Consider the following 25,343-nt stretch of genomic DNA (forward strand, 5'->3'; position numbering starts at 1 on the left):
TCCCCGCTGCCCCATGCGTGCGTGCGCGTCACCGTGCCGGGGCCGGCGACCCCTGCCCGCTCCTTCCAGCCCCCGCCTGCCCGCTCCTGCCCGGATACGGAGACCTGCCATGCCCTTCTCCCGCGCCGCCCACCCCCATCCACCCGCGCAGAAGCACGGCGTGAAGATCCCGCACCTCGGGGACTTCCACGTGCCGCCGCGTGTCGCCGCCATCACCGCGCTCGCCATCCCGATCGGGGCCGCGGCCGCGCTGGTCGCGGTCGCGCTGCTCAAACTGATCGCGCTGTTCACCAACCTGTGCTTCTACGGCAGGTTCGCCTTCTCGACGACGGCGCCGCACGGCACCCCGCACCACTGGCTCCTGGTGGTCATGCCCGTTGTGGGCGGCCTGGTCATCGGCGTCATGGCGCGCTACGGCTCGGAGAAGATCCGAGGTCACGGCATGCCGGAGGCCATCGAGTCGATCCTGATCGGCGGCAGCCGCGTCCAGCCCCGCGTCGCCGCGCTCAAGCCCCTGTCGGCGGCGATATCCATAGGCACCGGCGGGCCCTTCGGCGCCGAAGGCCCGATCATCATGACCGGCGGCGCGGTCGGCTCGCTCATCTCGCAGCACCTGCGCGTCACCACCGACGAACGCAAGGCCCTGCTCGTCGCGGGCTCGGCGGCCGGCATGGCCGCCACGTTCAACGCGCCGCTGGCCGCGATCCTGCTGGCCGTGGAGCTGCTGCTCTTCGAGTGGCGCCCGCGCTCCTACCTTCCGGTCGCCGCGGCCGCCGCCACCGCCACCCTCGTACGCGGCCCCCTGCTCGGCACCGAGCCCCTCTTCGGCGGCGCCCACGTCCCCGCGCACCTCCCGACGTCCGCGTACGGGCTGTGCGTCGTCGCGGGCGTGACCGCCGGACTGCTCGCCCTCGGCGCGACCTGGCTCGTCTACTTCTCCGAGGACCTCTTCGCGAAGCTGCCCTTCCACTGGATGTGGTGGCCCGCGATCGGCGGCGCGATCATCGGCGTCGGCGGCCTCTTCGAGCCCCGCGCGCTCGGTGTCGGCTACGACGTCATCGACCAGCTGCTCACCGGCCGCGCCACCACCGGCCTGATCATCGGCATCCTCGTCGTCAAGACCCTCATCTGGGGCCTGTCGCTCGGCTCGGGCACCTCGGGCGGTGTGCTCGCCCCCATGTTCATGATCGGCGGGGCGCTCGGCGCTGCCGAAGGGCTCATCTTCCCGCAGGTCAGCCCCGGCTTCTGGGCACTGGTCTCACTCGCGGGCGTGCTCGGCGGCGTCATGCGCTCGCCGCTCACCGGCATCGTCTTCTGCCTGGAACTGACCCATGAGATGAACGCCCTCATCCCCATGGTCATCACCGCCTCGGCCGCGTACCTGCTGTCGGTCATCGTCCTCAAGCGTTCGGTGCTCACGGAGAAGCTCGCCCGGCGCGGCATGCACCTGACCCGCGAGTACTCGGTCGACCCGCTGGAGGTCCATCTCGTACGGCAGCTGGAGACTCCCGTCCGGCTCACCCTGCGCGCCGGGCAGACGACGGCCGAGGCGGCCGAGGTGCTGCGTGCGGCGTACGAGGCGGGCGACCCGGACCGGCTGCTGGCCCAGCGCCTCTACCCCGTCCTCGACGGCGAGACCCTGACCGGTGTCGTGACCCGCCACCAGCTGGTCCACGGCACGCCCGACGACACCCCCCTGTCGCGCCTCGCCGTCCCCGCCGTGACTGCCCACGACGACGAGACCCTGCGCACCCTGGCCAACCGCATGGCCGAGCACGACATCACTCGCATCCTCATCGTCAGCCGCGACGAACACCCGCGCCTGGAGGGCCTGGTGACGCTGCGTCAGCTCCTGCACGCCCGCCGCGTCGACCTGCACGAGGAGCAGCACGTGGAGCGCCACCTGACTCTGCGGCCCCGCCGCAAGCCCTCGCTCGTGGTGGCGTCGGGCACGGGGGCCCGGCCGACTGCGCCCCGGTCCGCCGAGGAGGAGGGGGAGCCCGAGGCGGTCTCCGTCATCTGACCGGAACTGCTGGGTTGCGACAGCCACGCCCGGGCCACCCGTCGACGTACGGATCTCCATGGTCCCCGGGAGGAACCGAGCCGCATCAGAACCTCGTTAGGGACGGGCAAGTCCTCTTGAGCCACCGCCCGGGGGCCAGTTGGATGGAGGGCATGAACAGCGGTCTGCGTCACGACGACCGGCCACCGAATCCGGTGTAGCCCGGTACTGCGCGCTGTTCCCATGCCGGCTCTGCGAGCCGTGCTTCCCTGACGCCGTACGCCGTCGCCGGTCCCACGCCGCGACGGCGTACGCGCGCTCTCGTTCCCGCATGTCCGGCTGCCCCTGGGGCAGCCGTGTCATGCCTTCACCCGGGATTTCATCTTGCCTTCCACATCGCTTTCCGGCAGCACCGTCCTCGTCACCGGAGCCACCGCGGGGATCGGTTTCGAGACCGCCCGCACGCTCGCCCAGCAGGGTGCGACGGTCCTCGTCCACGGCCGCACCGCCGAAGAGGCCCAGGCCGCGGTCGACGCGCTCATCGCCACCACCACCGACATCACAACGGCCCAACTCTGCGCGCTGTACGCCGACTTCACCCACCTCGACGAGGTCGAGGCCATGGCCCACCGGGTCGTCGAGACCCACCCGCACCTCGACGTCCTCGTCAACAACGCCGGCATGGCCGCCCCCGAACGGCACACCATCACCGCCGACGGCAACGAGGTCGCCTTCCAGGTCAACTTCCTCGCCCACTACCTGCTCACCTGCCTCCTGGAACCGGCGCTGACCAGCGATCCTGGTGGCCGCGTCGTCAACGTGTCGTCATCGCTGCACCGCACCGGCAACATCCAGTGGAGCGACCCCAACCGCGTCCGCCGCTACTCCCGCCTCGCCGCCTACGCCCAGTCCCAGCTCGCGCTGACCGTGTTCGCCGCCGACCCGCGCGTCACCGCCGTCTCCATCCACCCCGGCATCTGCGACACCGCCCTCCTCCCGCTGTACTCGCACGAGGGCGCCGTCCCCGCCGAAGGCGCCGCCTACGTGGCACGCCTGTGCGACCCGGCCGTCGAGATCGTCAACGGCGCCTACTACGACCGCGACCAGCGCGTCGACCCGGCACCCGCAGCCGCCGAGCACCGCTCCGTGCAGCGCCTCAACAAGCTCGCCGCCCAGCTCACCGGCCACACCGCCTGAAGAACAGCACCACCTGCCACAACAACAGCATCTGAAGGAGCACCGCCGTATGTCGAAGCGCGCCCGCAAGAAGAGGGACCGCCGCAAGAAGAAGGCCAACCACGGCAGCAAGGCTTCCTGCTAGTTGAACCGAATGCCCTGAAGGGGCGGACGGCCCCGGCGGCCGGTCCGCCCCTTCAGGACATCGAGTGGGAGTACGTCAACTATGGCAGCACACAAGGTGGTTGATGCTGCCTCAGCGGAACTCCGCGAGCCTCGGCCGCAGGCCCAGCACAAGGAGCAGGGCCGCCAGGAGGAGGGCGCCGACGGCGATGGGGGTCTGGACGCGGATGGTGTGCCGGCCGGTGGTGATGGCCTGGTCGTGGTGGGTGGCGTTGATGGCGGTCACCTGGTCGAGGGCCTTCACCCACTGCCCGAAGTGGGCGTTGGAGGTGTCTGAGCCCCAGCCGATGCAGAAGACCGTGGCCTCCTGGAGCTTGCCCTGGGCGATGAGCTGCCGGAAGGTGCGGTCGTCCTTCTGGTAGACGGCGTATGCCTCGACGGTCTTCTCGGCGGCCTCGCGCTCGCCGGGGAAGGTGATGTTGTCGAGCTCGCGCCGGTACTCGCCGGTGAACTGCTCGTCGCCGTGGTCGTGTTCGTACGCAGCCCAGGTCTCGGCCAGCTGGGTGTCATAGGTGGACAGGCTCGCGCCCGCGATCCCGTACAGCTCCTGCGACTTGTCGAGGAAGGACTTCTCGTACGTGTCCCGGCGCGTCTCGTCCAGGAGGAACCGGCTCTCGTCGGCGTTGGCGTCGTAGCCGATCGCCTTGGAGCGGGACAGCGCCACCACCGAGTCGAACGAGTCGTGCCGGGCGATCGTCAACTGGTCGCCGGAGGCGGTCAGGAGCTGTCCCCCGCAGGCCACGGCCACCAGCGCGCACAGGGTGGCCGCGAGCAGCGCCGGGTTGACGATGCGGCCGAAGCGGCGGGTGAGGTGGATGTGCAGCGCGATGAGGACGGCGAGCAGCAGGCCGCCGAGCACCGCTTCGGCGGTGAGCTGGATGGTGAGGTCCGAGCGGGCAGAGGCGTACTCGCTCTCGTACACGGCGTTGTTGGCGCCGACCAGGGTGCGGGCCTGGGGCAGGAGACGCTGGGAGAGCAGGTCGGTGGCGCGGCGGTAGTCGGCGCGAGCCGCTTCCTTGCCGCCGGGGTGCTCGTCGTTCTCCAGCGCGCGGCCGACGAGTTCCTGGTACTGGGCGAAGTCGTCGGTGAGCGCGACGACGGTGTCCTCGGTGGCCCTGTCGCCCTCGGCCGCCGCGCCCAGGGTGCGCAGGGAGCTGCTGATGGTTTCCTGCGCGTCTTGGTACATGTGGTTGGCGTTGATGTACGACTCGTCGAGACGCCCCTTGCCGGTGCCCGAATCGCCGCTGGAGAGAAGGATGTTGGCGGCCTGCGCGTCCATGTCGTTGAGCGCCAGGTTCAGCTGGGTGGCGGCCACCGTGCGGGGCGCGTCGCGATGCTGGACCGCATCCCAGGTGCTGGACAGGCAGGCGGCGGTGACCACAAGGACCGCGAGCAGTCCGGCGCCCAGCAGCAGGCACACCGTGCGGGCCAGCCGGAGCCGGCCGGGCGTGGTGTCCCAGTGGCGCTCCATGGCGTGCCGCAGCAGGCGGACGAGCCGGGCGACGGCGACGGGTGGCCGTCGCCTCGGCCGTCCTTGTCCCGGACCCCCTCTGGCCTGGGACGACGGGATCCCCCCGTGACGAACGGCCGACGCGGGGTCTGGTTCGGCAGTCGTTGTCGGGGCCCCCGCTCCCTGACGCTGCCCGGCACCGGCGGTAATCGCCACTCGCCCTCCAACCTCACGCCACGGGCCGCTCGTACGAACCCGTGCGGAGATCAGCATGGAGGGCAGAAGTTCGACCGATCGCCTGCGTTGACAGTCCCCTGACGTCCAACAGCCCCTCATTGACGCACTCTTGACGGCGGCGACTTCCAGCCGCGCCGAGAGGGGCTCAACTCTCCTTGCCCGCGCCCGTTCCCACGTCCGCCCGGCGCCGCACCCACCTGGTCGGCCAAGGTCACAGCCACTGGACTGGCTTGCAGGGGTACGACAGCGGTGGGCACCGGCCGCAGCATGAACCGGCCGTAGTAGTGCCCGTTGCCGAACACGCGCGGCTCGGTCTCGCCCTGCGGCCGGCCGCGCCGCTCCAGGCTCCAGCCCCCGCGCGCCAAGGTCACCTCGCCGTCGTGCCCGAGCCGCGGCGGATGGCCCAGGAGCGAGCCGTACGCGAAACGGCAGCCGCCCAGCCCGAGCAGCTCGGTGAGCTCACCGCGGACGTGGTCGACGACGGCGTCGGCTGACCCCGCGCGCCGGTGCCCGCCCGCGGCCACCGCCACCACGCCCACCACGAGGGCCAGCGCGAGATTGGTGTGATCGCGGGACGAGGGCGGGAAGAGGCGACGGGACGCACGGCATCGACACCTTCCTGCCCAGGCCCGGCGCGGGGATTCAACGGCGGGGCAGGGCGCAGGCGGGGGTGCCGCCCGGCATGCGTTCGCGGTTGTCGGCGACGAGCCGGTAGACGCCGTGGGCGGCCCAGCGCAGGGGAGGCAGGGTGAGCAGCGCCCCGAGGACGCGCCATCCGCCGCCCGCGCTCATCAGCAGTTTGGCGACGGCTTGCGCGCCCCCGCGTACGGTGCCGCTCGGGAGGACCCACAACAGCTCGTACTCGGCCCGCTGTTGAGTGACGCCCAGGGAGTCCAGGTCCGCGAACTGCCACGGCATGGTCTCGCAGCGGGGCGCGAGGCGCCGTTCGGCGAAGGACACGGAGGAAGTGCAGAACGCGCAGTCTCCGTCGTAGACGAGCACAGATCGGGTTCGCATGCCCCCATCATGCCGCGCCGCCCGGCCGGGGCCCCGGGGGGGCACCGGGACCCCACGCGCCGCCATCTGGCCGCGACTGCAGGCGAGTTGGACCCGCGAACCCGTACGTGCAGGTCGTCCGGATGCATGCCGGTTATGATCCCGGGCGTTGATGCCGCGGCCGGGGGGTGCGTCTCTGCTCCCGGAATCCCGGACGCCAAGGTCCTCGCCTCCAACGAAGGGAAGCCGCCGTGGAAACTCCGTACGCCAGCAGACGCAGCGTGCTGTCCGTCCTCGCCGCCGCCTCGGCCGCGCCGCTGCTCTCCGCCTCCTGGGGCGCCGGAGTGGCCCATGCCACTGCGAGCGGCGACACCTACAGCTCCAGCACCGACCTCTACACCCGGCTGCCGGGCGGCGAGGGCACCGACTACGCCCGTCGGTACAAGCGGCATGCGATGGCCGACAACAGCGCGGCGCAGAAGTACCCCTACAACCGCACGATGATCATGGCCATGCACGGCGGCGGCATTGAAGTGGGAACGTCCGAGCTGTGTCTGGGCGTCGCCGGTTACCACCCCGCCACCCTGGCCGCCACACCGGCCGACGGGCCCGCCTACGACTACTGGATGTTCGAGGCCATCCGGTCGTCGGACAACGCCGAACTGCACGTCACGGCGGAGCACTGCGACGACCATGTCGCCCTGTCCATGGCCGCCGGCAGCTTCAACGTCCTGAGCCTGCACGGCTGTACGGCCGCCACCGCCGGCGCCCCCGCCTCCCGGCCCGAGGCGGTCGTGATCGGCGGGCGCAACGAAACCTTCAAGCGGTACCTCACCGAGGAGTTGAAGGGCGCGGGCTTCCAGACCATCGACGGAGCGTCCAACCCGGAGCTCGACGGTGACAGCCCCGACAACATCTGCAACCGCACCATGCTCGGCAAGGGCGGCCAGCTGGAGCTGACGACGGAGCTGCGCAGGAGCATGTTCGGGACCTTCACCCGGACCGGGTGCGCCGCCAGCACCAATCAGACGTTCTGGTCGTTCACCGCGGCCTGCCGCGCGGCGACCGCCAGGCTGGAGGCCGGGCCGGACCAGGTCATCCTGTAGCGCGTCGGACGCCCGGGGGCCCGCCTCTCACCGCTCGCCCGCCAGATCCAGCTCCCCCACGGAAACCGGCGCGACAGCCGGGGACTCGGGGGTGCGCCACGGGTGGGCGAGGGGCGCGGACAGCGGCTGCCACCAAGGCCTTACGGGCAGCCTCCCCGCCGGCTCGAACGGCTCGCCCGGGCGGGGGAACGCGGCCGGCTGCTCGGCCTCCTCGGCGGCGTCCTTCGTCCACTCGCCGGGCTCGGCCCAGGCGTGCGGCGCCAGGTTGAAGGTGCCCCAGTGGATCGGCATGATCACGCCGTGCGGACTGCCGCCCTGGAGGTCGAGGTGGGCGCGCAGGCCTTCGGCGGGGGTCATGTGAATGTCAGGCCAGAACTCCGAGTACGCCCCGATCTGGATCATCGTCGCGTCGAACGGGCCGTGCTCCGCTCCGATGTCCTTGAAGCCGCCGAAGTAGCCCGTGTCGCCGCTGTGGTAGATCCGGTGCTCGGGTCCGGTCACCACCCAGGACGCCCAGAGGGTGTGCTGCTGGTTGCGCAGGCCCCGGCCGCAGAAGTGGCGTGCCGGGGTCGCCGTGAGGGTGAGTCCCGCGACCTTGACGGACTCGTTCCAGTCCAGCTCGTGGATCCGGTCGGCGGGCACGCCCCAGTGCTCCAGGTGGGCGCCGACGCCGAGCGGCACCGCGAACACCGTGCCGGTTCCGGCGAGGGAGCGGATGGTGGGCAGGTCGAGGTGGTCGTAATGGTCGTGGGAGATGACGACGACGTCGACCGGGCCGAGCGAGGCCAGCGGCAGCGGGACGGGGTGCAGCCGCTTGGGCCCGGCGAAGGCGAAGGGGGAGCAGCGCTCGCCCCACACCGGGTCGAACAGGACCCGGCGCCCGTCGATCTCGGCGAGGACGCTCGAATGCCCCATCCAGGTGAGCCGCAGCCCGGTGGCGGGCGGCTTCGCGATGTCGGCGAGGGTCGTCGGGTGGACCGGGACGGTGCCGGTGGGTGCGCGGCGTACGCGCTGCTCCTTGGCGAAGAACTGCTTCGCGAACTCCAGGGTCGAGCCCGACGGCCGGGTCCGCGCGCCCTCGGGGTTCTGGAACACGCCGTCCGCGAAGTTCGGCGAGCGGCGGATGCGGGCCATCCGCTCCCCCGACGGATCGGCCCCGAACGCGTCGGGCCGCAGTTCGCGGAGTCTGGAGCGGAGTGGAAGCAGAGAACCAGCGCCGGTCACGGCACCTCCTGGGGCTCGGGGTAATTACATTATGTGCGTCCGTTGCCGTCGCACCGTGCTGGGACCGTCGCGACGACGGGCGGCCCGGTCAGGCCCCGCCCTGGCGCGGCTGGCCGTACGCCCGCTCCACGCGCAGCCGCAGCACCAGGCGCCGGTCGCGGACCATGACCTTGCGGTACTCGTCCCAGTCGGGGTGCTCGCCGCGTACGTCCCGGTAGAGGGCGACCAGCTCCTCGACCGTCTTGTCGTACGGGTCGGCGGCGACCGGGGTGAGGTCGGCGGTCCCCTCGGCCACCGTCCACGCCCAGCGGTCGTCGCTGGTCACGTGGTAGCCGGCGCGGGGGTCGCGGCGCAGGTTCTTCGTCTTGGCCCGGTCGTCGGTGAGCGACACCTTGATGACGTGCTCGTCCGGGTAGTAGGCGTGGTTCACATTGGAAAGCTGGGGCCGCCCGTCCCGCTTGAGAGTGACCAGGACGCCGCCGTCCTGCTCGGCGACCAGTTTCAGCAGCGCTTCCTGAGGTGCCTCGAATGCCGTCATGGCTGTGCAACGCGCATCCGGGCGGCCGGATTCCCCGGAGCCGCCCGGCGGCGCCTGCCATGATGCGGGGATGATCACTCCGATACCTCCCGTGGTGCCCGCCGGCCGGATGGCCCGGCAGCAGCAGCCCTCGTTCGTCCTGCCCGGCGGGCGTGAGCTGCGCCCCTGGCGGGAGTCCGACGCGAACGTCCTGGTGGCCTCGTGCCTGGATCCGGACATCGTTCAGTGGAACCGCCCCGAGGCGCTGACGCCGGACACCGCCCGCGCCAAGATCGCCCGCTGGGGGCAGCGCTGGACCGAGGAGGCCTCGGCGATCTGGGCGATATCGCGGCGCGAGGACGACCAGGCGGTGGGCCTGATCGGGCTCGGCGATCTCGATCTGCGGGGCGGCAGCGCGGAGTTCCTGTACTGGCTGCTTCCGTCCGGGCGCGGCGGGGGCGCCGTGCTCGACGCCACGTTGCGGGTCAGCCGGTGGGCCCTTGAGGAACTCGGGCTGCACCGGCTGCGGATCTCGCACTCGGTGGGCAACCCGGCCTCGTGCCGGGTGGCGCAGCGCGCCGGGTTCGCCCTGGAGGGCACGATGCGCAGCGCGCTGCTGCACGCCGACGGGTGGCACGACGAGCATCTGCACGCCCGGGTGGCGGGCGACCCCTGGCCGGACGGGGCCGACCTCAACGGGCTCCCGTACTGACTCATGGTTCAGTTAGGGTGCGCCGCATGACTCCTCCTCTCATCGCGCTCTCCTGGACCGATCACGTCACCGGCCGCCGCGGCCACCTGGTCATCGACCGGCTGGTTCGAGGCGTGTCCAGCGGCGGGCTGCGCATGCGGCCGGGGTGCACCCAGGAGGAGGTCGCCGGGCTCGCGCGCGGGATGACGATGAAGGAGGCCCTGCACTACGACCCGCAAGCCCGCTACATCCCGCTCGGCGGCGCGAAGGGCGGCATCGACTGCGATCCGCGGGACCCGGAGGCGTACGGCGTGCTTGTCCGCTACCTGCGCGCCATGCGGCCGTACGTCGAGAGCTTCTGGACGACGGGCGAGGATCTCGGGCTCAGCCAGGACCTCGTCGACCGGGCGGCCGCGGAGGCGGGCCTGATCTCCACCGTTCAGGCGGTTTATCCGCTGCTCGACGACGAAGCGGCAGCGAGGCGACGTCTCTCCGAAGCCTTCGCCGTGGAAGTCGACGGGATCGGCCTTGACGAACTGGTCGGCGGCTGCGGGGTGGCCGAGTCGGTCCTGACCGCCCTGGACCGTGCAGGCACAGCGTACGAGGGGACGCGCGTCGCGGTGCAGGGGTTCGGCACCATGGGCGGCGCCACCGCCCGCTTCCTGTCCCGGGCCGGGCTGAAGGTCGTCGCGGTCGCCGACATCAAGGGCACGGTCGCCAACCCCGAGGGCCTCGACGTGGAAGCGCTGCTCGCCGCGCGCGACGCGCACGGGGCCGTCGACCGCTCGGTCCTGCGGCCCTCGGACCGTGAACTGCCCGGCGAGGAATGGCTGGCCGCCGAGGCGGAGGTCCTCGTCCCGGCCGCGGTCTCGTACGCGATCGACGGGGTCAACCAGGCCCGGATCACGGCCCGTTGGGTCGTCGAGGCGGCGAACATGCCGGTGCTCGCCGAGGCCGAGCGGCTGCTCGCCGGGCGCGGCGTCACCGTGCTGCCGGACGTCGTGGTCAACTCCGCCACCAACGCCTGGTGGTGGTGGACGCTGTTCGGCGACCTGGGCGCGGACGCGGACGAGGCCTTCGCACACACCCGGCGCGCCCTGCGGGGCCTCGTCGAGCGGATGCTGACGCGCGCCGGGGCCGACGGGACGACTCCGCGCGCGGCCGCCCATGCCCTCGCGGCCGAGACGCTTCCCGTGATCACCGAGCGCTTCGGCACGTATCGCTGACCGGAACCGCCCCGGCAGCGCCTTCCGCGCATCCCCGCAGAGACCCCACCAACAAGCCACCCACCCCATTGGGGCCACCCCGTGGTCCACTATGCACTCGATGTATACACCTCGCGTATAGTCACGCCGGAGATCCTCGCCCGAGGGTCGTCAAGGGGACATCTCACCGCCGGGGAGAGCACCGCCATGCTCGGAAACAGCTCACGTTCCAAACGGTCCCGGGCCGCCGCATGCCTGGTCACGGCCACCGCACTGGCCTTGACCCTGGCCGGCTGCGGCCAGGACTCCACCTCTCCCGAGGATGCGCGCGAGCAGGCCGGCGCCAACGCCTCCGACGCCAAGGCCCGCCTCGATGCGGCCGAACCCTCGGATTCCGTGGACTGCGCCAAGGCCAAGTGCATCGCCCTGACCTTCGACGCCGGGCCGGGCCCGCACACGCCCCGGCTCCTCGACATCCTCCAGGAGAAGAAGGTGCACGCCACCTTCTTCCTGCTCGGCAGGAACCACGTGGACACCTACCCGGACACCGTGCGCAGGACCGCCGCCGAGGGCCACGAGATCGCCAACCACACATGGACGCACCGCCGCCTGGATCAGCTGAAGCCCGCCGAGATCCGTTCCGAACTCGGCCGCACCCAGCAGGCGATCAAGGCGCTGACCGGCCGCGAACCGACGCTGATGCGCCCGCCACAGGGCCGCACCGACAGCGAGGTCAAGGACGTCACCAAGGAACTCGGCCTCGCGCAGGTGCTGTGGAGCGCGACCGCCAAGGACTACGCGACCACCGACAGCGCCCTCATCCAGCAGCGGATACTCGACCAGGCGGGCCGCGACGGCATCGTCCTGCTGCACGACATCTACGGCGGCACGGTGCCCGCCGTCCCCGGCATCATCGACGAGCTCAGGAAGCGCGGCTACACCTTCGTGACCGTCCCGCAGCTGCTCGCGCCGGGCACCGCACAGCCGGGCACGGTCTACCGGCCGTGACCATCGGCCGCATACGCCCGTGTGTAGGGTCGGCCCATGGCCAGAGTGCGGTTGGGCGTGGCGGAACGGCGCGAGGAACTGCTGCGGGCCGCGGTCGGGCAGATCGAGTCGCGCGGTGTCGCAGCGGTACGGATCGCCGACGTCGCCGCTTCGCTCGGCGTCAGCAACGCGCTTGTCCTGTACCACTTCTCGACGAAGGAGAAGTTGGTCGCGGCGGCCTTCGCCCATGCCGCCGAGGACGATCTGGCCCAGCTGCACAAGATTCTCGGGCGCCGCACCAGCGCGCTGCGCAGGCTGCGGGCGGCCGTGCGCTGGTACGCGCCGACCGGGCCGGCCAAGGGCTGGCGGCTGTGGATCGAGGGCTGGGCGGCTGCGCTCCGCGAGCCCGCGCTGCGCGAGGTGACGCACGGCCTCGACCAGCGATGGAAGGCCGCGCTGAGCGAGGTGATCGCACAGGGAGCGGCGGCCGGGGAGTTCGGCTGCGCGGACCCGGTGGGCGCGGCCTGGCGGCTCACCGCCCTGCTCGACGGACTGGCCGTGCAGATGATCTCGTACCCGGGCTCACTGTCCCGGGCGGCCATGCTGGAGTGGGCGGACGACGCGCTGGCCCGCGAACTGGGCGTGGACCGCGCGGCGTTGGTCACGACCCGGTGAGGGCCGGGCTCCCGAAGACCGGCCCCCGAAGACCGACTTCCGCCTCCGGATACCCCCTCGCCCGTCACGCGGCGGCGCTGTGTCCTGCGGCGATGCGGCGCGGAATCACCCGGGCCGGCACTCCGCTCATGACCGGCGAAAACCACCCACACCGACTCCGATAACATGATCCGACCCAGATGATCGCCCATAGCGTTCCACCCTTCACGGAAACCATGCAATCGACCACGAAGAGTGACTCGCTTAATCAACGTCTCACACATCGGCGTCTAAACAAAACGGCCAAACAATTGATATCGCGAATAAATAGCAGAATTACAGTTGCATGGCGTCAACCCCGGGTGATGCTGTGGGCCGCCGCAGGTGTGGTGACCCTCGGATTCCTCATCGCGTTGGAGATTGCCGCCCATCATTATGGCCTGCCCGGGCCGATGATCAACCAGGCGAAAGAGGTGATACTCGCACCCAAGTCGGGGCCGCTGTTGTACGCCAGTATGGCGTTGATGATGGTGGTGCTCACCTGGCGGGAGCGCTTTATCGCGATCGGTGCCGCCATCGGCATCGACGTCGTCTTCTTTCTGGTGCGGTGGGCAGTCGACGCCAAGATGATGTTCGGGAACGGCGCACTGTGGGTGATGCTGGCCTGCGCGGTCATCGCGATCACGCGTCGCACCGGCCAGGAACGCATGCTGCTCCTGAAGGGCGTCGGCCTCGGCCTCCTGCTGGTGGCCGGCCGCAAGACCGGCGACACCTGGCTGCTCATCACGTCGAAGACGCGCCCGACGGTCCTCGACCAGTACCTGGCGACGGCCGATCACGCGCTGGGCGACCCGTCCTGGGTGGCGGGCCGGATCGTCAACGCCACGGGCTCGATCGGCGCGCACGTCCTCGACTACGTCTACATCCAGCTCGCCGTGATGGCGGTCGTCGTCGCGCTCTACCAGCTGCGCAACGTGGCGGCCGAGCGCCGCTTCCCGGCCCATCACCTGGTGCGCACCTTCCTGGTGATCGGCCTGCTCGGACCCGCCATCTACATGATCTTCCCGGTGGTCGGACCGATCTTCGCGTACGGCGCCGACGGCGGGCACTTCGCGGTGGCCGACGTGTGGCCGAACACCCCGCCCGGCGGTGGCGCTCCGCATCACATGGGGTTCAACGAATTCACTCCGCGCAACTGCATGCCCAGCCTGCATACGGCGTGGGCCACCACCATCTTCATCCATTCCCGCAAGGGTCCGCTGGCCCTGCGCATAGCGGGTGCTTTCTGGCTGATCGCCACGCTCGGCGCGACACTGGGATTCGGTTATCACTACGGCACCGACATCATCGCAGGCGTGGTGTTCGCGCTCACGATCGAGGCGGCTCTGCGCGCGCTCGCCCGCGGCTGGGACCGGTCCGGAATCCAGCTCGTCGCCTACGGCACCGCCGTCTTCGCCGCGCTCCTGGTGGCTTATCGCTATCTCCCGGTACAGATGGCCGATCATCCGTGGGTGTTCGGCCCCCTTCTCGTACTGGCGATGGTCTCGGTGATCTACAGCTTCGTCCGGACGACCCGGCTGTGGGAGCCGCGGGTCGCACCGGCCCGGCAACCGGAACTGCAACCCGAACTCGTCTGAGTCATCCTGGAGCGGGCGGTGGGCCGAGCGCTTACCGCCAGGGGACGGGAAGCTGAACGTGTGCGGGCGAAGACCTTCACCGTGCCGGGCGCACGGTGAAGGTTCCCGCCCGACAGGATTACGCCGAGAGCAAGCAACCGTTCCCCGCCCCTCCCCCAGCGGGCAGAGTGGCGATCATGAGACTGCTGATGCTGGGTGGAACGGAATTCGTCGGCCGGGCCGTCACCGAGGCGGCCCTCGCCCGCGGGCACGAGGTGACGGTCTTCCACCGGGGGCGGCACGAACCACCCGCCGGGGTGGTCTCGCTGCACGGCGACCGCACCTCCCCCGAAGGCCTCGCGGCGCTCGCGGACGGCGAGTGGGACGTGGTGGTCGACACCTGGTCGCACGCCCCGGCCGCCGTCCGCGACGCGGCCCGGCTGCTCGCCGGACGGGCCGGCCACTATGTGTACGTGTCGAGCCGTTCGGTGTACGCCGAGACGGCCTCGCTCGACACCGGCGAGGACGCGCCGCTGGTGGACGGTTCCGCCGACGAGGCGGGCGAGGCGGCCTATCCGCAGGCCAAGCGCGGCGGCGAACTGGCCGCGATCCGTGAATTCGGCGCGGGACGGACCCTGTTGGTGCGGGCGGGCCTGATCCTCGGCCCGTGGGAGAACATCGGCCGGCTGCCGTGGTGGCTGAACCGCGCCGCGCGCGGCGGCGACGTGCTCGCGCCGGGCCCGCGCGATCTGGGCATCCAGTACATCGACTGCCGCGACCTCGCCGAGTGGACCCTGGACGCGGCCGAGGCCGGCCTCAGCGGCCCGTACAACGTCGTGAGCCCGCCGGGGCACGCGACGATGGGCTCGCTCCTCGAAGCCTGTGTGCGGGTCACCGGCGACCGGGCCGTCCTGCGGTGGACCGGCCCCGAGCCGATCCTCGCCGCCGGGATCGAGCCGTGGGTGCACCTGCCGGTCTGGCTTCCGCCGGGCGCAATGCGCGACAAGATCCACAACTCGGCGGTGGCGAAGGCGGCCGCGGCCGGGCTGCGCTGCCGCCCCGTCGAGGAGACGGCCGCCGACACCTGGGCCTGGCTCCGCTCGATCGGCGGGACCGCGCCCCAGCGCCCGGACCGGCCCCAGGTCGGCCTCGCCCCGGAAACCGAGGCGAAGGTGCTGGGCGGCTGACCGGCCCGTCCGGACCATCGGGCCCGACGGCACCGCATGGTGACGCTCCGTCAGGCCTGATGGGTCGTCAAAGGGGCAGCAGATCGGGGCGCTTGGCCGAGACCTCGTCGCCCGACGACTCGCCGCGCAGCCGTCGGCCGATCCACGGCACCAGGTACTCGCGCGCCCAGTGGATGTCGTCGCGCCGCACTTCGAGCGTGCCCCGCGGCGGCAGTGGGGGCCACGGCTGGTCCGGGTCGGCCGGGACGTCGAGGCCGAGCACCTGGGCGGCGCGCAGCGCGACCCGGGTGTGCCCCTCGGCGGAGAGGTGCAGCCGGTCGTCGTCCCAGGCTCGCCGGTCCTGGACGGACTTGAGCGACCAGAGGTCGAGCACCGGGCAGTCGTAGCGGTCCGCGATGGCCCGCACATGCCCGTTGTACGTCGCGATCTTGCCCCGCAGATGGCGGAGCAGCGTGACGCCCCGGGTGTCGAAGCCCGTGGTCACCATGACGGTGCCCACGGCCGACTTCAGGTCGGCGAGGGCCCGCTCGAAGCGTTCGGCCACCTCGTCGGGGTCCGTGCCGGGCCGGATGATGTCGTTGCCGCCCGCGCAGAAGCTCACCAGGTCGGGGGCGAGTTCCTTGGCCCTGGGCACCTGGTCCTCGACGATCTGGTCGAGGAGCTTGCCCCGGACCGCGAGGTTGGCGTAGCGGAAGGACCCCTCCGGCCGCTGGTCTGCGAGCAGCACTGCGAACCGGTCCGCCCAGCCGACGAACGTCCCGTCCGGGCCGGGGTCGCCGACGCCTTCCGTGAAGCTGTCGCCGATCGCCGTGTACGACCCGAACGTGCCGCTGCTGAATGATCTCGAATCGTCTGCCACGAGTGCTTATCCTTCACCCACGCAAGTGACCTACGCCACCGTAGGGAGGGGTTGACGGTGGGTGATATAGACCACCCGGTCAGTTTCCCAGGTCCGGGAATAGGCCGGAGGCACATCCACAACTGCCCATCGCCGCTCGGACGTTCACGCCGTACGAGGCCCCGGACAGAAGGTCCTTGACCTCAAGCGGGCTTCAGGTTGAAGACTGGGCGACATGATCAACAACAGCGCGGTTTCCGAGTCCTCCCCCCTTTCCCTTCCCCTCTCCGACGGCTCGCTCGACGAACTGGCCGGCAGGCTCGCCGGTGACGCGGCTGTCGTCGGCATCGGGGAGTCCACGCGGTTCTCCCGGGAGACCTACGGCATACGGGACCAGCTCTTCCGCAGACTTGTCCGGCACCACGGCTTCCGGGCGCTCGCCGTGCAGGACAGTGCCGCCGTCGGCGCCGAGCTCGACCGCTACGTACGCGGCGGCGACGGCTCGGCCGCGGCCGCGCTCGACCATGCCTGGCGTCCCCAGCGCACCGTCGAGCTCGCCGCATCACTCGACTGGATCCGGGAGTTCAACCGGGAGCACCCCCACGACCCCGTGCGGGTCTTCGGTGTGAAGCCCGCGCAGGCGGGGCCGGAGGATTACGACGCCGTCCTGGACCACGTCCGGAAGTCGGCCCCCGAGCGGCTCGCGGAGCTCGCGTCCCATCTGGACCCGATCCGGACCGCGCATCAGATCGACGAGCACGTCCAGCGCGCGCGGGGCATCCACCCGGGGCGCCCCTTCGCCGAGCACGCCCGTGACGCGCTCGCGCTGCTCCGGTCGCTGCCCGGCGCCGGAAGGCACGACGACATCCTGGCGCGGATGCGGCTGATCGTGGACTTCCACGAACACAGCGTCGCCGGGCGGGGCAACTACGCGGGCGAGGCCGGGGAATGGGCCGAGGTCGTCGGTGGCTTCCAGCGCCGGACCGGGCTGCGCACGGTCTACTGGGACGGCATCGCGCACACGTCGGCGGCCGAGACCGTCCTGGGCATGGCACCGGAGCGCGGCCCGCAGGCCACGGTCGGCAGCGTGTTGCGCAAGCACTACGGCGACCGGTACGTGTCCGTGGCGATCGGCTTCCACCACGGGGACCTCGGTTCCGTCACCGTCCCGGAACCGGCCGGCGACCTGATCGACGCGCGGCTCGGCGCGGTGGATCTGCCCGCGCACTGGCTGGACCTGCGCCTCGACGACGTCCGCGGTCAGTGGGACGGTCCGGCGAAGGCCCGTGTCATCAGCGGCGTGTACGACCCGGCCCGCGACGCCACCGGGTACCTCGCGGTCGATTCGCTGGCCGACGCCTTCGACGTGCTCGTTCACGTGCGCCAGGTGTCGCCCCTCCGGTGGCTGCCGTGAGACCGGGGACGGGAGAAGGGGCCGCCGCGATGCGACGGCCCCCCTCACTGGACGAGTCAGCCGGTGAAGGCCGCCGTGCCGTTCGGGGTGCCGAGGCCGGTCGGGCCGTCGTATCCCGTACCCGCCTTGCACAGGTAGTTGCCGCAGCTGCCGTTGGCGCCGGAGGTGACGTCGTTCAGCGAGCCGGTGTGGGCGTAGGGGAAGGACGAGGGAGTCGAGCTCGCGGCGGGTGCGCCGGCCAGGGCGTACACGCTCGCGATGATCGGCGACGAGGCGCTGGTGCCGCCGTACACGTTCCAGCCGCTCGCCTGGTACGTGTCGTACACCGCGAGTCCGGTGGCCGGGTCGGCGACCGCGGCGACGTCCGCGACGGCCCGCTTGGCGCAGGCGGTGTCCTTCTGCCAGGACGGCTTCGGGTCGTACGCCGAGCAGCCGGAACCGGCGCCGTCGCCGCCGGAGCCGGAGCCCCAGACCGACTCGGACCAGCCGCGCGTGCTGCTGTCCTTCTTCAGCGAGGTGCCACCGACGGCGGTGACGTACTGGGAGGCGGCCGGGTACTCGACGCCGTAGCCGCTGTCACCGGAGGAGACGGTGATGGCGACGCCGGGGTGGTTGAAGTACTTGCTGTCGGCGGTGGTGTCGGAGGCGTCCTCGCTGCCGCCGTAGCTGTTGGAGACGAACTTGGCGCCCAGGGTGACCGCGCGGTTCACCGCGGCACCCAGGTCGTCCATGTTCGCGGACTTGGCCTCGACGAGCAGGATGTGGCACTGCGGGCAGGCAGCGCTGACCATGTCGACGTCGAGCGAGATTTCACCGGCCCAACCGGCGTCCGCCGTCGGGTAGTTGGAGCCGCCGTCCTGGTCGACCTTCTTGAAGCAGCCGTTGGCGGTGGTGCAGGCGGGGAGCCCGTACTGCGAGCGGTAGGCGGCCAGGTCCGACTCGGCGTTCGGGTCGTCCTGCGCGTCGACGATGGCCACCGTCTGGCCGGAACCCCCGCTCGCCGGGAGGTTGTAGGCCTTCTGGAGGTCGGCGGGGCCGAGACCGGAGGGGGCGGCGTCGGCGGTGATACCTCTGTGCTGCTTGACGTCCGTACGTTCGAGGGCGAGGCAGTGCATCTGGCCCGGCTTGGCCGTCGCGCACAGCTGCTTGACGTTGGACGCGGGGTCGCCGGCCTGCTGGGCGGCGGCTGTGGGGGCCGCGGCGAGCAGGCCGCCGGTGACGAGCGCGACCAGGGAGAGGAGCGCCGGGGCGCCGCCGGCTCGTTGTCCGAACCTGGAGGTTCGTATGTGTTGCACGGTTCTTCCTCCATGGGGGGATCGCCCCGCCCTGGGACGGACGGGACGCGAAGAAACGTCGAGTGCATGACAAAGTGACGTTCGGAGACTGCCACCACGGAAAGTGGGGGCAGTCATGAACGTACCTACGGACAACACCAGTTGACAGGCACCCCAAGGCAAAGGCTGTCTATTGCCTATGTGCGCAAGTGTGCTCAGCGTGAGGGAGGAGTGAAGAGATCAGGTCCGGCGGTCACACCGTGTCCCGCTCATGGACGAACCCCCCATCTCTTTACGGGAGATGAGGGGTCGCTTCCCACTATGGCACTCAAATCGGGCTCGCGTCAGCCTTTCCAGCGCCCCAGGAATTCCCCGGCCGCTTTTCGCCCCTGTTCGACGACCGAGTCCCGGGCCTCCGCGTCGATGCGGAAGTCGGTGATGCCGACGCCGGCGCAGTCGACCGTGATGGTGCGGTCGCGAACGCCGGGCCGCTCGAGGGACGTCTGGTCGCGGCCGACCAGGGCCGTCGTGACGACCTGTTCGAGCAGCGTCAGCGGCGGCCACATGACGCGCGCGGCGAGCGGCGCGAGGTTGGCGATCCCGGCCGGCAGATCGGGGATGATCCGCACCCCGAAGGTCGGCCAGCGCGACTTCTTGCCATCGGTGCGGTTGAAGATGTCGACCGCGAAGTTGGACAGGATGCCGCCGTCCACGATCACCGAGGTCTCCCGGGTAACCGGATTGGTCAGGGCGCACGGCCGGAAGTAGAACGGGATCGACAGCGAGCAGCGGACGGCGTCCGCGACCTTCTGCTCCTCGGCCTTCAGCCCGAACAGGTGGTAGTCCCAGGGCAGTCGGAGCAGCCGGCCGCGTGTGACGTCGGTGGCGAGCACCACCAGCTTGTACTTCTGGTCGTCGGCCAGGTCGGCGTCGGCGCCCGGGTCGTCGGTGCGCAGATCGGCGAAGGTGGAGACGCCGAGCTCGGCGAGCTCCTCCTCGATCCACTCCCTGATCCAGTCCCCGCGGTAGGCGCCCCGCGTGCCGAACAGGCCCACGCCCTCGCTCACCAACGGCACCCCGGGCGGCTGACGGTCCGGGATGCGGCTCAGGTCGAGCCGGTCCATGATGCCGCGCAGCTCCTTGGCGCCCACCCCGGCCGCGACCAGGGCCGCCGCGATGGCGCCGACCGAGGTGCCGGCCGCGCGCGGGAAGGTGTAACCGTCCTCCAGGAGGCGGATGACGGCGCCCGCCGAGCCCAGGCCCCGTACGCCGCCGCCTTCGAGGACGACGTCGGCCTTGCGTTCACCGTTGCCGTTGGTCATCGCGGCGCCCCCTTCACTCCTGACCGGCGACGTTCCACGGCGCGAACGCGTTCTTGAGGCCGGCCAGCGCGGTACGCAGTTCGGGGTGGTGACGCAGCAGCACGCTCATCATGCTGTTGTCGTCGATCCACTGCAGGCCCGCCTTCGAGTACACCTCGGGGGTGTAGTACTCGGTGAAGAAGCGGTCGCTGTTGAGGCGCCGGGACGCCATCAGGATGAAGATGCGGAACGCCGTGTCGCTGAAGGCGAATCCCTTGGGGAGCTTCTCGGCGAACATGCCGACCGACAGGTCGACCTTCTCGATGTCGCCCTCGTACACCTTCATGATCTGTTTCGCCCACTGCGGGTTGTCCGTCAGGTCGTCGAAGCGCTCGGCGGGCTTCAGGCGAAGGAGCCGGCGGAACTCGTTGTAGCGGGGGACGCCGAGTTCGCGGGAGCGCAGGATGTCGGTGGCGGCGAGGTCCTGGAGGTGGCCGTCGGGGCGCTCGTATTCCTGGAGGAACTTCGGGAAGTTGTGCAGGGTGACGAGGCCCGGGTGGAGCGTGCCGAAGCTGTAGAGGAGGTCGGTGGTGGAGATGGAGCCGAGGACCTTGAGGGCTTCGGGGCCCGCGATGTCGCGGAACGAGGCGTTGCGCAGGGTGGTGTTGTCGTTGGCGGCGCGCAGTTCCCAGTCGTCGCGGATCAGCGGGTGCATCCGGTAGACCGCGACGAACTCCTCGGTGAGCGCGTACGGCACGCCGTAGTGGTCCGTCTCGCCGCCCGGGATGCCGCTGACGACCTCGGACTTGCTGATCCGGCCGAACAGGTCGTGGACGCGTTCCCCGGCCAGGCCCCACCAGTTGGTGTGCAGCGCGGTGACGGTGGTCGGGTGGCTGATGACGGCCGGCGTCCACTCCACGGTGTGGATCTTGGCGAGGAGGGCGGCGTTGATCAGCCGGCCCCGCTCGAAGAGCTCCTCGTCGTCCCACTCGGGGTAGGCGGCGTGCAGGTGGTCGCAGATCGCGTTGTGCTCGCGGGTGAACAGGCCCTGCATCAGGGCCAGTCCGAGCCAGAAGCCGGGCACGCGGGAGGGGTCCTTGGCGGGGTCGGACGGGAAGGGCATGCGCTCGTCGTCCCACAGGTGGAGCTTGCCGAGCTCGCCGGTGCGCATGGCGCGCTGCTCGTCCTCGGTACTGCCGTAGATCTGGGAGGCGTCCCACCAGTGCGAGAAGACGTTGACGCGGGTGTCGGGGGTGCCGGCCGGGGCGTGCGGGTCGCGGGTGGGGTCGTCCGGGGTGCGCATGATCTGCATGGGCTGCTCGGGCCACGGGTCGTCGTCCATGAGCGGCACGGTCCACGGCCGGTCGGTGGGGCTCGGGCCGTGGCTGAACCAGTCGCGGACCATGAACTGGAGCCAGGCGGCGACCAGCGAGTTGACCGAGTCGGCCGAGATGAACGTGTCGCGGGTGAGCAGTTCGCGACTGACCTTGCGCGGGTTGGGTTCGGAGAGGACCTCGGCGGGGGTCGCCGAGGCGATCTTGTCGAGCGGGATGTTGCGGCCGAAGCGGGTGCCCGCCATGCCCATCCGGGGCTGACCGAGGTCGTTGTAGCTGCCGTCGGCGGTGCGGTTGACCTTGAACGAGTCCTTCGGCGGCACCGGTTCCGGCACGTTGACCGCGGGGATCTTGTTGGTGTCGTGCAGGTTCTCCTGGCGGTAGCGGACGCGCAGTCCCAGGAGGGTGCCGAGGCCGAGCGGCAGCGGCAGCTTGTCCCAGCCGATCCTGGCGTCCAGGTAGTCCGCGATGCCTACGACGATCCGCCACGGCAACGAGGTGCGGTACGAGCTCATCGGATCCCCCCTTGGGGCTGTCCTTGGGGCAGTGGTGGTGGCGCGTCGGCGAGGATCACGTCGCTCGCCTTCTCGCTGATCATGTAGATCGGGGTGGCGATGAAGAAGCCGGGGATGCGCGGGAAGACGGAGGCGTCCACGATGCGCAGCCGGTTGACGCCGCGCACCCGGAACCGGCTGTCGACGACGGCCGCGGGGTCGCCGTCCGCGCCCATCGGGCAGCTGCACGAGGCATGGTGCCCCCATGCCTCGTCCTGCACCCAACTCCGCACCTGTTCACGGGAGTCGACGTCCTTGCCGGGCCAGAGTTCCTCGCTGATGGCGTCGCCGGCGCGGCGGTTCATGCCGCGCACGAACTCCACGGCGTCCGTCATCGCCTCCAGGTCGACGCCGTCCTTGTCGGTTCCTTCGGCGAAGTAGTGGAAGTTCACCGCGGGGGTGTCGCGCGGATCGGCCGAGCGAAGCCGCACCGCTCCCCCGCTGTTGTGGGTGTGCGCCTTGAGGATCGCCCAGGTGAACCGGTCCTTGTGGCGCAGGTTCTCCTGCGAGTAACCGGGGTAGTAGCCGCGGAAGTCGGCGGGGAACCCGAACAGGAACAGGTCGGGCGCGTCCAGACCGGGCCGGGACTTGCGGGTGATTCCGACGACCGAGCCGTTGGTGGTGTAGAGCCCCTCGCCGCGCTGCCAGGCGCGGTAGCAGCGGTCGGGGGTCGCGCCGGGCTCGGGTGCGTGGAAGGAGCAGTCCTTGACGATCGGGAATTCCTTCGCCATGCGGCTGACGACGCCGACCTCGTAGCGGTCCTGGAGGTTGCCGCCGACGCCCTGGAGGTCGAGGCGTACGGGGATGCCGTGCCGCTCCAGCTCCTGGCGCGGCCCGATGCCGGAGAGCATGAGCAGCTGCGGAGTGTTGAAGGCGCCCGCGCACAGGATCACCTCGCGGCGGGCCGCCAGCCTTACCAGGGGCGGGAGTTGGGGTTCGTACGAGGCCGTGGGGTCGGCGCGGTAGGCGCGGGCGGCGTCGATGAACTCCACTCCGGCGGCCGCTCCCGCGTCGTCGAGGAGCACGCGGGTGACGAGGACGTCGGTGCGGACGGTCAGGTTGTCGGGGTGGGTGGTGCGAGCCGCCCGGATGCGGTCGCGGGCCGCGCTGCGCCGGCCCCGGTCGGTCGACAGCGGGATCTGCCACAGCCCTTCGAGCCCGAGGGTCTGCACCCGCCAGTCGTTGGGGTCGACGACCGCGCCCAGGCCTTCGAGGGGCGAGAGGGGGCGGCCCAGGAAGTCGGCGAGCTCACCCTCGGCGGCGGTGAGGATGACCTTGAGGAGCTGCTTGTCCTGGATGATCAGGGCGGGGTCGGCGAGATGGGTGGGCAGCCAGCCGTCGAAGCCGTGCCGGGAACGGTTCAGATAGCGGTCGGAGACGAACGGGAGCGCCTTGAGGACGGCGGCCAGGAGCGGGTTGGCGGGCAGGCGCTTGGGCCTCGGGCGGTAGCCGCAGCGCTCGATGCGCTCGAAGTAGCCGCGCATGGCATCGGCCCGCCAGGACTGGTCGCCGGTCGCCTCCGCGATGGCGTCCCAGTCCCGGTTGTAGGGATAGACCGTGATCATCGCGTGGTGCGCGGTGCAGCCGCCGACGGATCCGGCCCGCGGATAGAGGATGCCCTTTCCCGCGACGACCTTGGTGTCGCGCTGCTGCTGCTCCTCGTTCGCGTAGTGGCGCACGAAGTAGTTCCAGCACTGGACGGGGTCCTCGGAGGCGTCCCCGTGGAAGGCGGGCACCAGGTAGTTGTCGTTCTCGTGCTCGCCGCCCGCGTCGATGAGCAGCACCTTCATGCCGGCCTCGGCAAGGTTCGCGGCGAGCGGGCCGCCGCCCGCGCCCGCGCCGACCACGATGTAGTCGTAGTCCGCGCCCGTCACTTCTTCCCCTTGGCCCCGTTGCCGAGCGCGCTCACCGCGAGCGCGGTGTTGGTCGCGGAGATCAGCGTGGTCATCGCCGCGGTGCGGGGCGGCAGCAGGCCCTTGATGCCGAGCATGGCGGCGGTCAGGGTGTCCGAGGCGTGGATGAGGACGCCCTCGCGGAGGTCCTGTTCCAGGCGTTCGCCGCGGTTGGTGAGCAGGTCGAGACCGAGCAGGATGGTGCGGATCCCGAAGAGCCGGAAGGCGTAGACGGCCGCGGGGTTGGGTTCGGATGCGCGGTCGAGCCGGTCGATGAGCAGGGCCGGCGCGACGAGGCCGGCCACCCCGTTCAGGAGTCGGATCCCGGCGAGGCCGTACAGGGCCGCGGGCCGGGGGGTGCTGGTCGCTGCGGCCGATGCGCGTTTCTTCGGCATGGTCCACTCCCATCGGGACGGTACGGGTCGTTGGCGGGGCGGCCCGGCGGCGGGCCGCGGCTCCTACTCCTGGCCGAGCCTGCGGGCGCTGCTCGCCCCGTAGGCGGCGTCGCGCGAGCGGTTGAGGTTGCCGAGCGGCCGGAAGGCGTCCGTGGTGCGCCACGGCGTGAAGACGAGCTGCTCGATGCGGCGCGTGACGGCCACCGCCTCGTTGGAGTCGAGGTCCTGGCGCGGAATGGTGAGCGTGGCGACGGGCACGGGCGGAGCCACGTCCTCGGGCCACTCCACGGAGGCGTTCTCGACCGGGGTGGTGGCCTCGTCCGCGAAGCGCTGCAGGCACAGCTCGTACACGACGTCCCGTTCGCGCAGCCGGGCCGCGAGTTCGGTGCGCAGCCGGTCCCGGTCGGCGCGGTCGGGCTTGGGAGCCGGGAGCCCGCCGGGGCTTGGCCGGAGCTGGTACTGGACGGGTCCGGCGTCGCCCCACAGGATCGGGGCCTGGCTCCAGTACCGCTCCTGGGAGAGGCTGCCGATCTTGCGCGCGACGGCCTTCTGGAGGGTCTTGCGCATGCGGGTCGCGGCCGGCCTGCCCACCGCGCGCGGCAGCTTCACCAGGAAGCGGTAGGCGACCTGCGCGGTGCCGCTCGCGCCCGCCATGACCTCGGCGAACTCGACGAACTCGCGGGCGTTGGCGGCGTGCGAGGCAGGAAGGTTGAGCATGAGGAGGTCGTGCCGTTCGTCGTCGCCGACGACGATGCGCACGGCGATGCCCCGCAGGTCCTGCGCGGAGTCGGCGGCGGGGACCCCGGCCGCGTTGGAGTACCGCACGAGGGCCGGGTATTCGGCGCCCGGCTGGACGAAGCCCTCACGCAGGCTCAGGGGAAGATCGGTGTGGAAGCGCACCCGGGCGTTGTCGACCGCGATGGTCGTCTTGGCGTGGAACGCCCGGTCGGGGCCGGGTAGTTGCCCGGTCTCCTGGTTGATGCGCTGGATCCGTACGATGCGCTGGGCGAGTTCCTCGAAGACCTTGCGCTCGGCCTCCGGGCTCCCTCCCTCGTACTGTTCGTACTTCTCGTGCTGCCGGGGATCGGACATGGTCCGGCTCCTCCCAAC

General features: G+C 71.0%; 23 protein-coding genes. 12 read left to right on the forward strand and 11 right to left on the reverse strand.

Going from position 1 to position 25,343, the window contains the following annotated elements; all coding sequences use genetic code 11:
* Nucleotides 1-109 precede the first annotated feature (109 nt).
* The 3 genes from ABD346_RS37800 to ABD346_RS38745 all read left to right on the forward strand — a co-directional run bounded on the left by ABD346_RS37800 (nucleotide 110) and on the right by ABD346_RS38745 (nucleotide 3,323).
* Nucleotides 110-2,023 carry a chloride channel protein gene (locus ABD346_RS37800; RefSeq protein ID WP_344380843.1) on the forward strand — a complete coding sequence of 638 codons (1,914 nt, stop codon included), beginning with the start codon at nucleotides 110-112 and terminating at the stop codon, nucleotides 2,021-2,023.
* A gap of 363 nt (nucleotides 2,024-2,386) precedes the next feature.
* Nucleotides 2,387-3,199 carry an SDR family NAD(P)-dependent oxidoreductase gene (locus ABD346_RS37805; protein ID WP_344380844.1) on the forward strand — a complete coding sequence of 271 codons (813 nt, stop codon included), beginning with the start codon at nucleotides 2,387-2,389 and terminating at the stop codon, nucleotides 3,197-3,199.
* A 49-nt stretch (nucleotides 3,200-3,248) separates the two neighbouring features.
* Nucleotides 3,249-3,323, forward strand: coding sequence for a 50S ribosomal protein bL37 (locus ABD346_RS38745; RefSeq protein WP_373300991.1), 75 nt, complete (start codon nucleotides 3,249-3,251; stop codon nucleotides 3,321-3,323).
* Between the two features lie 111 nt (nucleotides 3,324-3,434).
* On the opposite strand, the gene ABD346_RS37810 is transcribed toward ABD346_RS38745, so the two are convergent.
* The gene (locus tag ABD346_RS37810; RefSeq protein WP_344380845.1) at nucleotides 3,435-4,832 is read right to left on the reverse strand and encodes a hypothetical protein; all 1,398 of its coding nucleotides are present in this window, start codon (nucleotides 4,830-4,832) and stop codon (nucleotides 3,435-3,437) included.
* Nucleotides 4,833-5,332: 500 nt separating this feature from the next.
* Here ABD346_RS37810 and ABD346_RS37815 point away from each other — a divergent pair, with 500 nt between their 5' ends.
* Entirely contained in the window at nucleotides 5,333-5,542 is a 210-nt protein-coding gene (locus tag ABD346_RS37815; RefSeq protein ID WP_344380846.1) for a hypothetical protein, read from the forward strand.
* A gap of 148 nt (nucleotides 5,543-5,690) precedes the next feature.
* Here the strand turns inward: ABD346_RS37815 and ABD346_RS37820 are convergent, their stop codons facing one another.
* Entirely contained in the window at nucleotides 5,691-6,065 is a 375-nt protein-coding gene (locus ABD346_RS37820) for a thiol-disulfide oxidoreductase DCC family protein (protein ID WP_344380847.1), read from the reverse strand.
* 230 nt (nucleotides 6,066-6,295) lie between these two features.
* On the opposite strand from ABD346_RS37820, the gene ABD346_RS37825 reads away from it, so the two are divergent.
* The gene (locus ABD346_RS37825) at nucleotides 6,296-7,150 is read left to right on the forward strand and encodes a poly-gamma-glutamate hydrolase family protein (RefSeq protein WP_344380848.1); all 855 of its coding nucleotides are present in this window, start codon (nucleotides 6,296-6,298) and stop codon (nucleotides 7,148-7,150) included.
* Nucleotides 7,151-7,177: 27 nt separating this feature from the next.
* On the opposite strand, the gene ABD346_RS37830 is transcribed toward ABD346_RS37825, so the two are convergent.
* The gene (locus tag ABD346_RS37830) at nucleotides 7,178-8,374 is read right to left on the reverse strand and encodes an MBL fold metallo-hydrolase (RefSeq protein WP_344380849.1); all 1,197 of its coding nucleotides are present in this window, start codon (nucleotides 8,372-8,374) and stop codon (nucleotides 7,178-7,180) included.
* An 88-nt stretch (nucleotides 8,375-8,462) separates the two neighbouring features.
* On the reverse strand, nucleotides 8,463-8,912 hold the full coding sequence (locus tag ABD346_RS37835) for a PPOX class F420-dependent oxidoreductase (protein WP_344380850.1): 450 nt from the start codon (nucleotides 8,910-8,912) through the stop codon (nucleotides 8,463-8,465).
* A gap of 70 nt (nucleotides 8,913-8,982) precedes the next feature.
* On the opposite strand from ABD346_RS37835, the gene ABD346_RS37840 reads away from it, so the two are divergent.
* From ABD346_RS37840 to ABD346_RS37865, 6 genes are all read left to right on the forward strand, one after another.
* Complete coding sequence (locus ABD346_RS37840; RefSeq protein WP_344380851.1) at nucleotides 8,983-9,603, forward strand: GNAT family N-acetyltransferase; 621 nt, start codon at nucleotides 8,983-8,985, stop codon at nucleotides 9,601-9,603.
* A 26-nt stretch (nucleotides 9,604-9,629) separates the two neighbouring features.
* Nucleotides 9,630-10,808 carry a Glu/Leu/Phe/Val dehydrogenase dimerization domain-containing protein gene (locus ABD346_RS37845; protein WP_344380852.1) on the forward strand — a complete coding sequence of 393 codons (1,179 nt, stop codon included), beginning with the start codon at nucleotides 9,630-9,632 and terminating at the stop codon, nucleotides 10,806-10,808.
* Nucleotides 10,809-10,994: 186 nt separating this feature from the next.
* Nucleotides 10,995-11,795, forward strand: a complete 801-nt coding sequence (locus ABD346_RS37850) for a polysaccharide deacetylase family protein (RefSeq protein WP_344380853.1) — start codon at nucleotides 10,995-10,997, stop codon at nucleotides 11,793-11,795.
* 36 nt (nucleotides 11,796-11,831) lie between these two features.
* A complete protein-coding gene (locus ABD346_RS37855; RefSeq protein WP_344380854.1) occupies nucleotides 11,832-12,449 on the forward strand; it encodes a TetR/AcrR family transcriptional regulator in 618 nt (205 codons plus the stop codon).
* A 344-nt stretch (nucleotides 12,450-12,793) separates the two neighbouring features.
* Nucleotides 12,794-14,065: a phosphatase PAP2 family protein gene (locus ABD346_RS37860; protein WP_344380871.1), complete on the forward strand. Its 1,272-nt coding sequence runs from the start codon at nucleotides 12,794-12,796 to the stop codon at nucleotides 14,063-14,065.
* 188 nt (nucleotides 14,066-14,253) lie between these two features.
* Nucleotides 14,254-15,231, forward strand: a complete 978-nt coding sequence (locus ABD346_RS37865; protein WP_344380872.1) for an NAD-dependent epimerase/dehydratase family protein — start codon at nucleotides 14,254-14,256, stop codon at nucleotides 15,229-15,231.
* Nucleotides 15,232-15,298: 67 nt separating this feature from the next.
* Here the strand turns inward: ABD346_RS37865 and ABD346_RS37870 are convergent, their stop codons facing one another.
* On the reverse strand, nucleotides 15,299-16,090 hold the full coding sequence (locus ABD346_RS37870) for an SGNH/GDSL hydrolase family protein (RefSeq protein WP_344380855.1): 792 nt from the start codon (nucleotides 16,088-16,090) through the stop codon (nucleotides 15,299-15,301).
* 214 nt (nucleotides 16,091-16,304) lie between these two features.
* On the opposite strand from ABD346_RS37870, the gene ABD346_RS37875 reads away from it, so the two are divergent.
* Entirely contained in the window at nucleotides 16,305-17,483 is a 1,179-nt protein-coding gene (locus tag ABD346_RS37875) for an erythromycin esterase family protein (RefSeq protein WP_344380856.1), read from the forward strand.
* A gap of 56 nt (nucleotides 17,484-17,539) precedes the next feature.
* Here the strand turns inward: ABD346_RS37875 and ABD346_RS37880 are convergent, their stop codons facing one another.
* The 6 genes from ABD346_RS37880 to ABD346_RS37905 form a co-directional block, all read right to left on the reverse strand.
* On the reverse strand, nucleotides 17,540-18,778 hold the full coding sequence (locus ABD346_RS37880) for a S53 family peptidase (RefSeq protein ID WP_344380857.1): 1,239 nt from the start codon (nucleotides 18,776-18,778) through the stop codon (nucleotides 17,540-17,542).
* A 323-nt stretch (nucleotides 18,779-19,101) separates the two neighbouring features.
* Nucleotides 19,102-20,079 (reverse strand): patatin-like phospholipase family protein, encoded by a 978-nt coding sequence (locus tag ABD346_RS37885; RefSeq protein ID WP_344380858.1) that lies wholly within the window; start codon nucleotides 20,077-20,079, stop codon nucleotides 19,102-19,104.
* 13 nt (nucleotides 20,080-20,092) lie between these two features.
* A complete protein-coding gene (locus tag ABD346_RS37890) occupies nucleotides 20,093-21,907 on the reverse strand; it encodes a peroxidase family protein (protein ID WP_344380859.1) in 1,815 nt (604 codons plus the stop codon).
* Nucleotides 21,904-23,820, reverse strand: a complete 1,917-nt coding sequence (locus ABD346_RS37895; RefSeq protein ID WP_344380860.1) for a GMC family oxidoreductase — start codon at nucleotides 23,818-23,820, stop codon at nucleotides 21,904-21,906. Before ABD346_RS37895 ends, ABD346_RS37890 begins: the two co-directional genes overlap by 4 nt.
* Nucleotides 23,817-24,233 (reverse strand): hypothetical protein, encoded by a 417-nt coding sequence (locus ABD346_RS37900; RefSeq protein WP_344380861.1) that lies wholly within the window; start codon nucleotides 24,231-24,233, stop codon nucleotides 23,817-23,819. The genes ABD346_RS37895 and ABD346_RS37900 overlap by 4 nt, the downstream gene beginning before the upstream one ends.
* 63 nt (nucleotides 24,234-24,296) lie before the next feature.
* Entirely contained in the window at nucleotides 24,297-25,325 is a 1,029-nt protein-coding gene (locus ABD346_RS37905; protein WP_344380862.1) for a catalase family protein, read from the reverse strand.
* Nucleotides 25,326-25,343: the final 18 nt, after the last annotated feature.

It is taken from the genome of Streptomyces mauvecolor (assembly GCF_039532965.1).
Taxonomy (GTDB): Bacteria; Actinomycetota; Actinomycetes; order Streptomycetales; family Streptomycetaceae; genus Streptomyces; species Streptomyces violascens.